The organism is Streptomyces sp. NPDC013457 (genome assembly GCF_043089925.1).
GTDB lineage: Bacteria > Actinomycetota > Actinomycetes > Streptomycetales > Streptomycetaceae > Streptomyces.
In genome coordinates, this window is sequence record NZ_JBICBL010000010.1 from 210,951 (window position 1) to 223,881 (window position 12,931).

12 protein-coding genes are annotated in these 12,931 nt (G+C 73.8%); 3 read left to right on the forward strand and 9 right to left on the reverse strand.

Annotated elements, in window-relative coordinates; all coding sequences use genetic code 11:
- The first annotated feature begins 63 nt into the window (after positions 1–63).
- Both ACF1G2_RS26720 and ACF1G2_RS26725 read left to right on the forward strand, forming a co-directional pair.
- Positions 64–1,239 carry an ABC transporter substrate-binding protein gene (locus tag ACF1G2_RS26720; RefSeq protein WP_391800706.1) on the forward strand — a complete coding sequence of 392 codons (1,176 nt, stop codon included), beginning with the start codon at positions 64–66 and terminating at the stop codon, positions 1,237–1,239.
- A 110-nt stretch (positions 1,240–1,349) separates the two neighbouring features.
- Positions 1,350–2,123 carry a class E sortase gene (locus ACF1G2_RS26725; RefSeq protein ID WP_391800707.1) on the forward strand — a complete coding sequence of 258 codons (774 nt, stop codon included), beginning with the start codon at positions 1,350–1,352 and terminating at the stop codon, positions 2,121–2,123.
- Here the strand turns inward: ACF1G2_RS26725 and ACF1G2_RS26730 are convergent.
- From ACF1G2_RS26730 to ACF1G2_RS26755, 6 genes are all read right to left on the reverse strand, one after another.
- Entirely contained in the window at positions 2,120–4,921 is a 2,802-nt protein-coding gene (locus ACF1G2_RS26730; RefSeq protein ID WP_391800708.1) for a fumarate reductase/succinate dehydrogenase flavoprotein subunit, read from the reverse strand. The genes ACF1G2_RS26725 and ACF1G2_RS26730 overlap by 4 nt on opposite strands.
- A 202-nt stretch (positions 4,922–5,123) precedes the next feature.
- Positions 5,124–5,879, reverse strand: coding sequence for an ABC transporter ATP-binding protein (locus tag ACF1G2_RS26735; protein ID WP_391800709.1), 756 nt, complete (start codon positions 5,877–5,879; stop codon positions 5,124–5,126).
- Positions 5,876–6,787 carry an ABC transporter permease gene (locus tag ACF1G2_RS26740; protein WP_391800710.1) on the reverse strand — a complete coding sequence of 304 codons (912 nt, stop codon included), beginning with the start codon at positions 6,785–6,787 and terminating at the stop codon, positions 5,876–5,878. The genes ACF1G2_RS26735 and ACF1G2_RS26740 overlap by 4 nt, the downstream gene beginning before the upstream one ends.
- A complete protein-coding gene (locus ACF1G2_RS26745; RefSeq protein WP_391800711.1) occupies positions 6,784–8,157 on the reverse strand; it encodes an ABC transporter substrate-binding protein in 1,374 nt (457 codons plus the stop codon). Before ACF1G2_RS26745 ends, ACF1G2_RS26740 begins: the two co-directional genes overlap by 4 nt.
- A 14-nt stretch (positions 8,158–8,171) precedes the next feature.
- A complete protein-coding gene (locus ACF1G2_RS26750; protein ID WP_125741086.1) occupies positions 8,172–8,399 on the reverse strand; it encodes a ferredoxin family protein in 228 nt (75 codons plus the stop codon).
- 47 nt (positions 8,400–8,446) lie between these two features.
- Entirely contained in the window at positions 8,447–9,214 is a 768-nt protein-coding gene (locus ACF1G2_RS26755) for a GntR family transcriptional regulator (protein WP_391800712.1), read from the reverse strand.
- Between the two features lie 353 nt (positions 9,215–9,567).
- Here ACF1G2_RS26755 and ACF1G2_RS26760 point away from each other — a divergent pair, with 353 nt between their 5' ends.
- On the forward strand, positions 9,568–9,885 hold the full coding sequence (locus ACF1G2_RS26760; protein ID WP_391800713.1) for a hypothetical protein: 318 nt from the start codon (positions 9,568–9,570) through the stop codon (positions 9,883–9,885).
- A gap of 36 nt (positions 9,886–9,921) precedes the next feature.
- Here ACF1G2_RS26760 and ACF1G2_RS26765 read toward each other — a convergent pair whose 3' ends face one another.
- The 3 genes from ACF1G2_RS26765 to ACF1G2_RS26775 are packed head-to-tail and all read right to left on the reverse strand — an operon-like array spanning position 9,922 to position 12,757.
- Complete coding sequence (locus tag ACF1G2_RS26765) at positions 9,922–10,575, reverse strand: lactate utilization protein C (RefSeq protein ID WP_391800714.1); 654 nt, start codon at positions 10,573–10,575, stop codon at positions 9,922–9,924.
- Positions 10,572–12,005, reverse strand: coding sequence for a LutB/LldF family L-lactate oxidation iron-sulfur protein (locus ACF1G2_RS26770; RefSeq protein WP_391800715.1), 1,434 nt, complete (start codon positions 12,003–12,005; stop codon positions 10,572–10,574). Before ACF1G2_RS26770 ends, ACF1G2_RS26765 begins: the two co-directional genes overlap by 4 nt.
- Positions 12,002–12,757: a (Fe-S)-binding protein gene (locus ACF1G2_RS26775; protein ID WP_391800716.1), complete on the reverse strand. Its 756-nt coding sequence runs from the start codon at positions 12,755–12,757 to the stop codon at positions 12,002–12,004. Before ACF1G2_RS26775 ends, ACF1G2_RS26770 begins: the two co-directional genes overlap by 4 nt.
- Positions 12,758–12,931: the final 174 nt, after the last annotated feature.

Here is a 12,931-nt window from a genome sequence, read left to right on the forward strand (position 1 = left end):
GCGGCTCGGTTACGCTCGGCGCCCGAACGCCCACCGGATCCTCCGTCGGGAGACGCCACCGCAATGAACACGCCATCATCACGAGCCGGAGCGGGGCGGACCGGCGGACCGTCCGTCCGGATCGGCGCTCTCGTACCGCTCTCCCGGCCCGGCTGGGTCGAGGCGGGCCGGCACCTGCTCGCCGGACTCGAACTGGCCGTCCAGGACGTCGATGCCGCCGGCGGCATCGACGGGCGCCCGATCGAGCTGGTGGTCCGGGACACCGCGGCCGATCCGCGGAGGGCCGAGGCGGCCGTGGACGAACTGGCCCGTCTGGGCGTGGCCGCCGTGGCGGGGGAGTACCACAGCGTCGTCGCGCGCGCCGCCGCCGCGCGGGCGGACGCCCTCGGCGTTCCGTTCCTCTGCTCGTCGGCGGTGCTGGACGCGCTCACCGAGCAGCCGACGGAACGGGTCGCGCGCCTGGCACCGCCGCAGTCCCACGGCTGGCGGATGTACGCGGAGTTCCTGCTCGGCGCGGGCCACAGCCGCATCGCCGTGGCGGCCGAGCCGAGCGTCTACTGGGCATCCGGAGCGCACGTCCTGCGGGACCACCTCGCTCCGCGCGGCGGCACCGTAGTCGAACTCGACGCGCGCGCACTCGCGCCCGCGGCGGTCTGCGACCGGCTCGTCGAGCACCGCGCGACGGCCCTCCTCCTGCTGGTCGGCATCCCGGAGCCGGCCGTGCCGATCGTGAGGGCCGTCCGTCGCGACGCTCGTCTCGCCGACCTCCTGATCGGCGCCCCGGCCGGGCAGCCGGAGTTCGCCGGCTGGACGGGGCTGCTCGGCCGGGACGGCGCCGCGATCCCGTTCCTGCGCTACCTGCCCGAGCGTCTTGGCCCCCTCGGCGCCCGTGTCGGGGCGGCCCTCCGTGAACGACTGGGCGAAGCGCCCTCCTTCGTCGCCTTCGAGGGCTACGACACGATCACCGTCCTCGCCGGGATGCTCCGCGCGCACGCCGTCGAGAACGGCACGCAAGGAGGCGACGCCGACCGGGCGCGCCTGATCGAGACCTGGCCGCGCGTCGCGGTGGAGGGCACCCGCGGGACGATCCGCTTCTCCCGCACACCGGGCATCGGGGTGTGGCAGTGGGACCGGGCGCCGATCCAGGTCGTCGACCGGGACCCGGAGGATCCCGGTCGCTTCCGGATCCTCCACACCGCCCGCAGCCAGGCGGCCGTGACGGACGGCGACGGAGAGTAGCGCGTGAACGGGACGAGCGGGGCCGTCCACCGCGCGGTGGCCGCGGACCGCGTCGGCCGAGCGTCCGCGCCCGGGGTGCCGGGGCGGCGCGCGTGGGTGATCCTTGGGGTATGGGTGCCCAACGTCGCGGGCTCCTGAGCAAGGGCCCGCCGAAGGGCCGGGGCGTGCACCGGGCTCTGGCCGTCGCCGCCGTGGGCGTGGTCGCCGCGATCGTCGCGGCCGTCGCCGCGCTCGTGGGCGGCGCGGGCGGGACGTCCGCCGACGTCCGCAGCGCCCCGGGCACCTCAGTCGACGCCCGCGCTCCGGCCGTCCCCGCCGTCCCCCCGGCCCCCGAGGCCGCGCCACCGCCGCCGTCGGAGCCGTCGCCCCGGCCTCCCGTCGCCGCCGAGCTTTCCATACCGGCCATCGGCGTCGAGGACCTGGACGTGCTGCCGTACGAAGGGACGACCGACGACGCCGCCGGCACCCGGATCCAGGACCGCGGGGTCGCCGCCAGCCCGTACGGCGATCGGGGCGGTGTCGGACCGGGGGACGTCGGCAACTACCTGGTGACCGCCCACCGGCTCTCGGCCGGCGGTCCCCTGCGGGCGCTGCCCTCGGTCGACGTCGGCGACAAGGTGTACGTCACCGCCCGGGGCACCGTGTACACGTACGAGATCGTCGAGACGCGGTCCACGTCCTTCCGCTCGCCCGGCTCGCTCGCCGAGCAGCGGGCCGCCGTACCGGGCGATCCGGGGGAGAAGCCCACCCGCGCCATGATCACCCTCTCCACCTGCGCGACGCCGGAGGACGACGCCGCGGGCAACTTCTGGCGTGACGCCCAGGGCAACCCCGAGCACCGCATCGACAAGATAGGCGTGCTGACCTCGGAGCGGCCCGCCTAGGACGTCGCGCCCGCCGCAGGTGCCACGGACGTCGCAGGCGCCGCGGGCGTCGCGGGGCGGGACAGGGCGCGGGAGGCGTGGGCGCGGACGTCGGCGTCGGGATCGGTGACGGCCGTGGCGAGAGCTGCCCGGGCCTCCGGGGCGGCGTGATGGGGGTGCAGCGAGAGGACCGCGGCCTTGCGGACGTCCGCGTTCGGGTCGGCCACGGCCTTCGCGAGCGCGGGGACCGCCTGCCCGGCGGCCGCGGCCCGGAGCGCGGTCGCGGCTCCGGCCCGTACCTGCCAGGCGGTGGCGGCGAGCGCGGTGGCGGCCGACTCCGCGTACGAGGGCGGGCAGCCGGTGACGGCGAGCGCCGCGAAGGCGGCGCCCCTGACCAGTGGGTCCGGGTCGTCCAGCAGCGGGAGCAGCGGCTCGGGGGCGGGGGTACGGACGGCCGCCAGGCCGCGGGCCACGGCGACCCGGACCTCGCGGGCGGCGTCGGCGGCGGCGACCGCCAGCTCCGGGACGGCGTCCACCGAGACCAGACCGCGGACGGCGTGGATCCGTACGTCGATGTCGGTGTCGGTGAGCGCTCCGGCGTACACGGCGGCGTCGCCGAGGCGCTGCGCGCGCAGGACCTCCAGCGCGGCCGAGCGGACGACCGGGTCGGCCTCGCCGAGCGCCTCCCGCAGCGCCGCGCCCAACTCGGCTTCCGCGGGCAGCACTTCGACCAGCTCGCGCAGGGCGGCCGCGGCGGCGTGCCGGACCTGGGGCGCGGCGTCGCGGAGCCGTGCCGCGAGCGCGGGCCCCGCCCCGGCCGGCACGGTCTCCCCGAGGGCGGCGACGGCCGCCGACCGGACCGCCGGATCGGCGTCGGTGAGATACGGGCCGAGCGCGGCCAGATCGGGCGACTCCTCGGCGAGGGTGAGCAGGCGCAGCAGGGCCGGACTCGGCCCGCCCGCGGCACTGCCCGCCGCCGGAGCCGTTTCCGCCGCCACCGACCGGGCCGTCCTCCCGGCCGCCGCCGGAGCGGCGTCCCGCCTGCCCGCCGTGGCCGTCGGCACCAGCGTCACCTCGCCGAGCCATCGCTCGGGCCCGGCCTCCGGCGCGAACTCCGGAACGGGAACCACGTACGGCTCGATGGGCCGGGCCGTGAACTCCATCGCCCCGGAGGGAGACTTGCGCAGGTCGACGTGGTGCAGCCAGCCCGAGTCGTCACGCTCCGGGTGGTCGAGCCGCTCGTGGTACAGCCCCCAGCGGGACTCGGTCCTGGCCAGCGACGCCCGCGCCGCCATCTCCGCGCAGTCACGGATGAACGACACCTCGGCGCACCGCATCAACTCGTGTGCCGTACGGGCGCCCAGGCCCTCGATCTCCGCCGACATCCGGTCGAAGGCCTCCACCGCGAGGGACAGCTTCGCGCCGGTCTTCGGCGGCGCCACGTAGTCGTTCACGAACCGCCGCAGCTTGTACTCCACCTGCGGCTGCGGCGGTCCGTCGGGGTGGCGCAGGGGGCGGTAGACGAGTTCGTGGGCGGCGGTGAGCTGGTCCTGCGGCAGCTCGCCCTCGTACGACCGGTACTGGGCCGCGTCCTCACCGGCCAGGTCCCCGAAGACGAAGGCCCCGATCATGTAGTTGTGCGGTACGCAGGCGAGGTCGCCTGCCGCGTACAGCCGGGGCACGGTCGTGCGGGCCTGCGCGTCCACCCGTACGCCCGAGGCGGAGTGCCCGCCGCAGAGCCCGATCTCCGAGATGTGCATCTCGATGTCGTGCGTGCGGTAGTCGTGCCCGCGCCCCTCGTGGAACGTGCCGCGGGTGGGGCGCTCGGTCGTGTGCAGGATCGATTCGACGGCGCTGATGGTCTCCTCGGGCAGATGACTGAGTTTCAGGTACACCGGGGCCCGGTCCGAGGCGAGTTCGGCCGCGAACTCGGCCATCATCTGCCCCGACCAGTAGTCCGACTCGACGAACCGCTCGCCGTGCCGGTTCACCTGGTACCCGCCGAACGGATTCGCCACGTACGCGCACGCGGGCCCGTTGTAGTCCTTGATCAGCGGGTTGACCTGGAAGCACTCGATGCCGGTCAGGGCCGCCCCCGCGTGGTACGCCATGGCGTAGCCGTCGCCGGCGTTGGTGGGGTTCTCGTACGTCCCGTACAGATAGCCGGAGGCGGGCAGTCCGAGCCGCCCGCAGGCACCCGTGGCCAGGATCACGGCCCCGGCCCGTACGGTGACGAACTCGCCGGTGCGGGTGTTGAACCCGGCCGCGCCGATGGCCCGCCCGTCCTCCGGGTGCGTGAGCACCCGCACCGGCATCACCCGGTTCTCGATCCGGATCCGCTCCCGCATCTCGCGCCGCCGCAACTGCCGGTAGAGGACCTTCTTGACGTCCTTGCCCTCCGGCATCGGCAGCACGTACGAGCCGGAGCGGTGCACCTGCCTGACCGCGTACTCACCGTGCTCGTCCTTCTCGAACTTCACCCCGTACGACTCCAGGCGCTGGACCATCGCGAAGCCGCGGGTCGCGGTCTGCCGGACGGTGGACTGGTCGACGATGCCGTCGTTGGCACGGGTGATCTCGGCGACGTAGTCGTCGGGCTCGGCCCGGCCGGGGACGACGGCGTTGTTGACCCCGTCCATGCCCATGGCGAGCGCGCCGGAGTGCCGGACGTGAGCCTTCTCCAGGAGCAGCACGTTCGCGCCGCGCCCGGCGGCCGTCAGCGCGGCCATGGTGCCGGCGGTTCCGCCGCCGATGACGAGGACGTCGCAGGACAGCTCGGTCGCGTCGGCGAGGTCGGGGATGGCCAGAGGGGTGTCCACGGGAAGCCTTTCGGGAGCCTTCGGGCGGGGTCGGGGGTGCCGGGGTCCGGGGAGGCCCGGGGAGGCCGGACCGGATGGATTCCGGGCCGGAGGGGGTTCCGGGCCGGAGGGGGTCCGGGCCGGATGGGTTCCGGGCCGGAGGGGGTTCCGGGCCGGAGGTGGTTCCGGGCCGGAGGGATTCTGGGCCGGGGAGGCTCCGGGGTCAGAGGGAGGCGAGGACGCGGCGCCGCAGCTCGGCCGTGGCGGGCGACTGCCGCGCGTCCCGCCGGCGCGGTTCCGGCACGTCGAGCACCTCGCCGGAGGGCAGGAGGGCGACCCGGTCCCCCAGGTGGAGGGCCTCGTCGACGTCGTGCGTGACGAAGACGACCGTCGCGCCCGTGCCCCGCAGGATCTCCACGAGGAGGTCCTGCATCCCCGCCCGGGTGTGGGCGTCGAGCGCGCCGAAGGGCTCGTCCATCAGGACCGCGCGGGGCCTGCCGACCAGTGCGCGGGCCAGCTGCACCCGCTGCCGCTGGCCCCCGGACAGCTGATGCGGCAGCTTGCCGGCGTGGTCGGCGAGGCCGACCCGTTCCAGCCAGTCGGCGGCGGACCGCCGCCGCTCGTCACGCGGCACGCGGCGGATCGCCAGGGGCAGCTCCACGTTGGCGCGGACGGTACGCCAGGGCAGCAGCGCGTCGTCCTGGAAGACCAGCGCGCGATCGGCCGCCGGTCCCTCGACCGGCTCGCCGTCATGGGTCACCCGTCCCGCCAGCGGGGCGAGCAGACCCGCGAGGGTGCGCAGCAGGGTCGACTTGCCGCAGCCGGACGGTCCGACCACGGCCAGCAGTTCGCCTGGCGCGACGCGCAGTTCGGCGGCTGCGAAGACCGTCGTACCGTCGGCATGACCGAGCCGTACGTCGTGCAGGGCGAGCTCCGCACCGGCTTGCGCGGGCGCGACGCCCGGGGGCGCGCTGCTCATGAGACCGACTCCTTCTCGACGACGGCCGCGGGTGCGGAATCCGATGCGGATGCGGACGCGGGTACGGGCGCGGAGGCGACGGCCGTTCGGGAGGCGGGACGGCGGCGGGGCGCCGTGCGTGCCGCACCGGACGCCGGGCGCGCGGCCGGCCGTGGCAGCCAGGAGGTGACGCGGCGGCCGAGCAGCTCCACGGCCGTGGAGGTGAGCCAGCCCAGGGCGCCGATGGTGGCCATGCCGACGAAGACACCCGGATAGTCCACGACCGTGTAGTCCTGCCAGGTGCGGTAACCGACCCCGTACTCGCCGGAGATCATCTCTGCGGAGATCACGCAGATCCACGCGACGCCGATGCCCACCGACAGGCCGCCGAAGATCCCGGGCAGCGCCCCGGGCAGCACCACCGAGAACAGCACGCGCGCCCGGCCGCCGCCCATGGTGAGCACGGCCTCCTCCCACACCGGGGTGAGGGCGCGCACCGCGTGCCTGGTCGAGACGAGGACCGGGAAGAAGCCCGCGGTGAAGGTGATGAACACGATGCCCTGCTCGTTGCTGGGCAGCAGCAGGATCGCGACCGGCACCAGGGCGATGGCCGGCACCGGCCGCGCCACCTCCAGGGCCGGGCCCAACAGGTCGGCGGCCCACCGGGACCGGGCGACGAACGTGCCGACCGCCACGCCCGCCACCGAGGCCAGCAGGAACCCCGCCGTGATCCGGCGCAGGCTGTGCCCGAGGTCCTGCCAGTACACGTCCGTGCCGACCCGGTCGGCCGCGGCGGAGGCCACCTCGCCGACCGTGGGGAACTGCTCGAACCGCAGCCACAGGTTGACGTCCAGGGAGGTCAGCAACTGCCACAGCCCGAGTGCCGCAGCGAGCGAGACCGCCCGCAGCAGCCACCGTCCCGCGCTCATGACGCCAGACCGACGGCGGTCGCGTGATCGACGACCCGCGATCCCGGGTGCGCGTCGACGTACGCCTGCGCAACGGACGGGGTGACGAAGGCCCGCAGGTCGGCTCCGTCGGCGACCCACACCGCCTTGTCGGCGAACCACAGGGTGCCGGTCACCGCGTCAGGGACGTACGCGGCCCGCACGTCCGCCGCCTTCGCCGCCCCGACCGCCTTCAGCAGGGCCTTCGGGCTGTCGAACGTACGGGTGGTGTTCTGCCCCTTCAGCCACAGCTCGGCCTTCGCGCCGGCCGCCTTCGGGTACGAAGGAGCCTGCGCGGCCCGCTCCAGCGGGGCCCGGTCGACAAAGGCGTCGACGTCGACGTCGCCCACCAGCTTGGCGGCCTTCAGCACCGGCACGTCCTTCTTCAGGGCGTCGATCAGCTCCGGGCGGAGCTCCGGGTCGAAGGTGGCGATGCCGTTCGCGCCGTTGTAGAGGTAGACGACCTCGGCGGGCAGTCCGGTCTCGGCGGCGACCGACTCGGCGGCGGCGACCGGCTGTTCCCGCAGATGGTCGGTGGCCCGCCGCTGCGCCTTCAGGAAGTCGTCGAGGATTCCGGGCCGTTCGCCGGCGAACTTCTCCCGGACGGTGACTCCGTGGAAGGTCGGCAGGTTGAGCTCTGCGCCGTCGTACACCGCCTTGGCACGGCCCTGGTACGCCAGCAGCCCGGGCCAGGCCACGAACTGCGACAGGGCGTCGGCGCTTCCGGCGGCCAGCGCGGACGCGCCGACGCTGGGCTGCTGATTCAGCTTCCGTATGTCCTTGTCGGGGTCGAGGCCCGCACGCTGCAGGGCCCGTACGAGCGTCCCGTCGGCGGCCGAGCCGACGCTCGTCGACACCTTCTTGCCCCGCAGGTCGGCGAGCGACCGCAGAGACGAACCGGGCGCTGCGACCACGGTGTTGAGGCCGCCCCGGAGGTTGTAACCGGTGACCGCGACCAGCCGGGTGGGCTGCCGCAGCTGCTTGCCCCGGGCCGCGTTGATGAGCAGCGGGAAGTCGCCCATCGAACCGATGTCGATCTTCCCCGCGGTCATCTGCGCGGTGATCGGGGCGCCGGTCGCGTAGTCCTGCCACGCGACCTTGTAGGTGACGCCGTCCTTCTTCCCGCGCGCCGCGAGCTCCTCCTCGAAGTAGCCGAGCGAGCGCAGCAGGGTGCCTGCGGTGACGGTGTTGATGGTCTTCGACTGGTAGCCGACGGTCACCGTGACGGTGCGCGCGCCGGCCGTGTCGTCGGCGCCCGCCGCGCCGCCACAGGCGGAGACGAGGAGCAGTGCGAGGGAGAGGGGGACGAGCCGGACGGGTGACCGGGTCGGGGAAGCTGTGGTGCCGGGCATGGGAGTCGGGCCTTTCACCGGAGCAGATAGGGCATGTTGACGGTGACCGCGCCGGTGGGACACCGGGCCGCGCAGGGGCCGCAGTACCAGCACTCGTCCACGTGCATGTACGCCTTGCCGTTGTCCTCGCGGATCGCGAGCGAGTCGAGCGGACACATGTCGACGCAGAGGGTGCAGCCGTCGATGCACTTGGACTCGTCGATGGTCACGGGCACGTCGGCGCGTTGCGGCACCAGAGGCATGGCTGTCTCCCGGGAAGGTGGTGAAAGAGCGTCGGCGGTGAGGGTGTTCAGACGGAGCGGTGCAGGAGGCCGCTCATGGTGATGCGGTCGCCGCGGAACCGGATGAACTCCAGGTCCACGGGGCGCCCGTCGGGCAGACACGTCAGCCGCTCCAGCATCAGGACGGCGGCCCCGCGGGGAGCCTGGAGCACGGCGGCGGAGTGGGCGTCGGCGTTGACGGCCTCGAGGGTGATCTCGGCATGGCCCAGCGGACCGCCGGTCAGCGATTCGAGCAGCCGGAACACGTCGGTGTTCTCCAGGTCGCAGCCGAGGAGTTCACCGCCGATGTCCATCGGCAGATACGACAGGTCGAGCGAGAGCGGCAGCCCGTTCAGCCGCCGCAGCCGCTCGATGCAGAGGACGTCCGTGTGCTCGGGCAGGCCCAGCCGGTGCGCCACCGGGCCGGAGGCGGCGACCGGTCCGACGGTGCGTACCTCGTTGGTGACCCGGCCGTGCTCGTGCAGGGTCTCCGCCAGGCCCTGGAGCCGGTCCAGGCCGTGCGGGTACTTCTCGCACACCACGACCGTGCCGACCCCCGGCTGCCGTTCGACGAGTTGCTCGCCGCGCAGCAGGTCCAGGGCCTGGCGGACGGTGTTGCGGCTGGCCCGGTAGTCGGCGGCGATGGTGTCCTCCAGGGGGAGGACACCGCCTGGGAAGCCGCCCGCCAGGATCTGGTGGCGCAGCAGGTCGGCGAGTTCCCGGGCCCGGTCCGCGCGGAGTCGCCGACGGCGCGCGGCGGCGACCGGGAGGGATGCGGGGGCGGGTTCGGCTGGCATGTCCGGGAACGTACCGGGGGAGTCGCGCGGATGGTGTTGCGGCCACATTGCGCCACCTGACGCTCCGAATGCACCGCTGTGACCTGCGGCTTCCTCGGCGAGGTGAGCAGATCCGCCACCGGGCGGCCCACCAGGTGGACACCATGTGCCCAGCATGCGGGCGGCTCACCCTCGTTGTGCGGCTCGTGGCCGGGGCCGCTCGGGGAGCTCGCCGGTCACGATGACGCGGCCACACGCGGGAACAGCGCCTGACCAGGGTTTTCCCGAGCCGAATGCCGGGAACCTGCCCTTTTGCCCATCGTCCCGCCCGCGCGGCGGCCGGGGCGTACCCGAGGTTCTGTCTGGAGGTCGCGATGCTGCTCAGCCACCACATCGACGCAGGAACGCTGTACGTCACGCTGCATGAGGACCTCGACGTCACGAACCGGGCGGCGGCGGCCCTGCTGCTCCAGGCCCTCGTCGACTCCCACCGTCCGGCGGGGGTCGTCCTGGAACTGCCCGCCGGCCCCCCGACCGCCGCGACACTGAGCGCGGTCGCGCGCGCGAAGCGGATGTGCGACAGCCTCTCCGTCCCGCTGACGCTGGTCGACGGCACGGCGGCCCGAGAGCGGCCCGAGCGCACGACGGGCCCGCGTGAACCCCTCGCGTACGGCGCGGTGGCCGAGGGCTGACCGGGCCCCCGCCCTACGGAGCGTGCCCGGAGGCGGTCAGGCAGGGGTGTCGTCGACGAGGACCACGTCCAGTCGTCTCGGGCCGTGGACCCCCTCGACGCGGTCGAGTTCGATGTCGCTCGTCGCCGACGGGCCCGAGATCCAGGTCAGGGGACGTGCGGGGTCGAGGCGTCCGAGTGCCTGCGGTACGGAGGCGACGACCTGTCCGGGGACACGCACGAGACAGATGTGGTGGTCGGGCACGAGGGTGATGCGGCGGCCGCCCTGGTCGGGTCCGGCGTCGAGGACGACGGTGCCGGTCTCCGCGACGGCGACGGCGCAGCCCGTCACGACACTGTCGACCCCGTCGAGGTCGTACGGGGTGAGTTCGGGCCGGTCGTCCACGACCGCCGCGTCCGTACGGCTCAGGAGCGCGCGGGGCAGCCCCACGGGCGCCAGCACCCGGCGCGCGTCCCGCTCGGCCAGCAGGCGTCCGATCAGCTCCGGGAGCGCCTCGGGGTGGCAGCGGTGGACGACGGCCCGGTAGTCCGCCAGGTTCTCGGCCAGCAGGGCGACGGTCGCCTCCGTGTCCCGATCCCCGTGCTCACGCGCGTAGTTCCGCTCGACGGCCCGGTCGTAGGGCGCGTCCGCCGCGGGTACGTCGGTCAGTGCCTCGCGGATCCGGCGCAGGACCAGTTCCCTGCCGCTCACTCGGAGCCCTCCTTGCGCTCGTGCTCACGCTTCCACCAGCCGCGGAAGCCGTCCGCCGGGACCTCGGGCAGGTCACGGCTGTCCGTCCACGCCCGACCGGGACCGGGCAGGCGCGAGGGATGGAGCCTCCGGGTGAGGGAGGCGAGGCGCTGACCGGCCGCGTAGACGCCGGGCCGGCCGAATGCCCATGCGGCCGCTCCCATGGCGGCCTTCTCCAGACGGTGGCCCCCGCCCTCGGCGACCTTCTCACGGAGGTGGACGAGGACTTCGGGGATGTCGATCGCGACCGGGCATACGTCGTAACAGGCGCCGCAGAGGGTGGAGGCGTACGGCAGCGAGGCGTCGATCTCGCTCGCGGTGCCCCGCAGCTGAGGGCTCAGGATGGCCCCGATCGGCCCCGGGTAGACGGAGCCGTAGGCATGGCCGCCGGCCCTCTCGTAGACAGGGCAGACGTTCAGACAGGCCGAGCAGCGGATACAGCGCAGTGCCTGGCGGCCGACCTCGTCCGCGAGGGTGTCGGTGCGGCCGTTGTCGAGCAGGACGAGGTGGAAGGTCCGCGGCCCGTCCCCCTCCGTCGTGCCGGTCCACATGGAGGTGTACGGATTCATGCGCTCGGCGGTCGAGGAGCGCGGGAGGGTCTGCAGGAAGACCTCCAGGTCCCGCCAGGTGGGCACGACCTTCTCGATGCCGACGACGGAGATCAGGGTCTCGGGGAGGGTGAGGCACATCCTGCCGTTGCCCTCGGACTCGACGACGACCAGTGTGCCGGTCTCGGCGACCATGAAGTTCGCGCCCGAGATCCCGACCTTGGCGCGCAGGAACTTCTCGCGGAGGTGGAGCCGGGCGGCCTCGGCCAGCTCGGCGGGGCGGTCGGTCAGGTTCTCCGGCGCCGGACGGCCCCAACGGCCCATCTCGGACCTGAAGATGTCACGGATCTCGCCCCGGTTGCGGTGGATGGCGGGTACGAGGATGTGCGAGGGCCGGTCGTGGCCGAGCTGCACGATCAGTTCGGCGAGGTCGGTCTCGTACGCGGCGATGCCCTCGGCCTCCAGCGCCTCGTTGAGCCCGATCTCCTGCGTGGCCATCGACTTGACCTTGACGACCTCGCTCTCGCCCGTGGCCCGCACCAGACCGGTCACGATCCGGTTCGCCTCGGCCGCGTCCGCCGCCCAGTGGACGGTGCCGCCGGCCCGGACCACCGACTCCTCCAACTGGAGCAGGTAGCGGTCGAGATGGCGGAGCGTGTGGTCCTTGATCCGCTTGCCTGCCTCGCGCAGCTCGGCCCAGTCGTCCAGCTCGGCGACGGCCCTGGCCCGCTTGTCACGGATCGTGTGGGTGGCGTGCCGCAGGTTCGCCCGCAGGGTGGTGTTCCGCACCGCCTCGCGCGCGGCCTCCGGGAAGGCCGGCATGCCCAGGAACGTACCGCTCACGCCGTCGGCTCCTCTTCCGTGCTCGCCAGGATCTCGGCGATGTGGACGGGCCTGACGCCGACCCGGAGCCGGCTCATCGTGCCGCCGAGGTGCATCAGACACGAGTTGTCCGCCGCGCACAGGACGTCGGCCCCGGTCGAGACGGCGTTGCGGACCTTGTCGGCGCCCATCGCCGCCGAGACGTCCGGGTTCTTCACTGCGAAGGTGCCGCCGAAACCGCAGCACTCCTCCTCGCCCGGCAGCTCCACCAGCTCGAGGCCCTTGACCGCCGAGAGCAGACGGTGCGGCCGGTCGGCCAGGCCGAGGCCGCGCAGACCGTGACAGGTGGGGTGGTAGGTGACCTTGTGGGGGTAGGAGGCGCCGACGTCCGTCACGCCGAGGACGTCGACCAGGAACTCGGTCAGCTCGTACGTCTTCGGCACGACCGGCGCCACGGCGAGGGCGAGCCCGTCGCCCCGGCCCTCCGCACGGGCCCGCTCGCCCATGCGCGGATAGAGCTCGCGGACCATGGCGCCGCACGACCCGGAGGGGGTGACGATCGCGTCGTACCCGCCGAAGACCTCGGCGAAGCGACGGGCGAGCGGTTCGGCCTGCCGCCGGTAGCCGGTGTTGTACTGCGGCTGCCCGCAACAGGTCTGACCCGTCGGGAAGTCGACGTCGACGCCCAGCCGGGTCAGCAGCCGCACGACGGCGCGGCCCGTGTCCGGATAGAGCGTGTCGTTGACACAGGTCAGGAAGAGAGCGACACGCATCGCGGCTCCTTGGACTATCGGAGGTGGCGTGGGGAACGAGAGGTCGGGGATCGGTTCGTTCTCCGAACGTAGCCTTCGCCCGGGCCTGCACGCGACCCGCCGCCGAAGCGCAACCGCGTCGACCACAGCCCTCGATCCCCCGAGCAGCGTCGCCGCTCTGACGAGCAGTCAGCT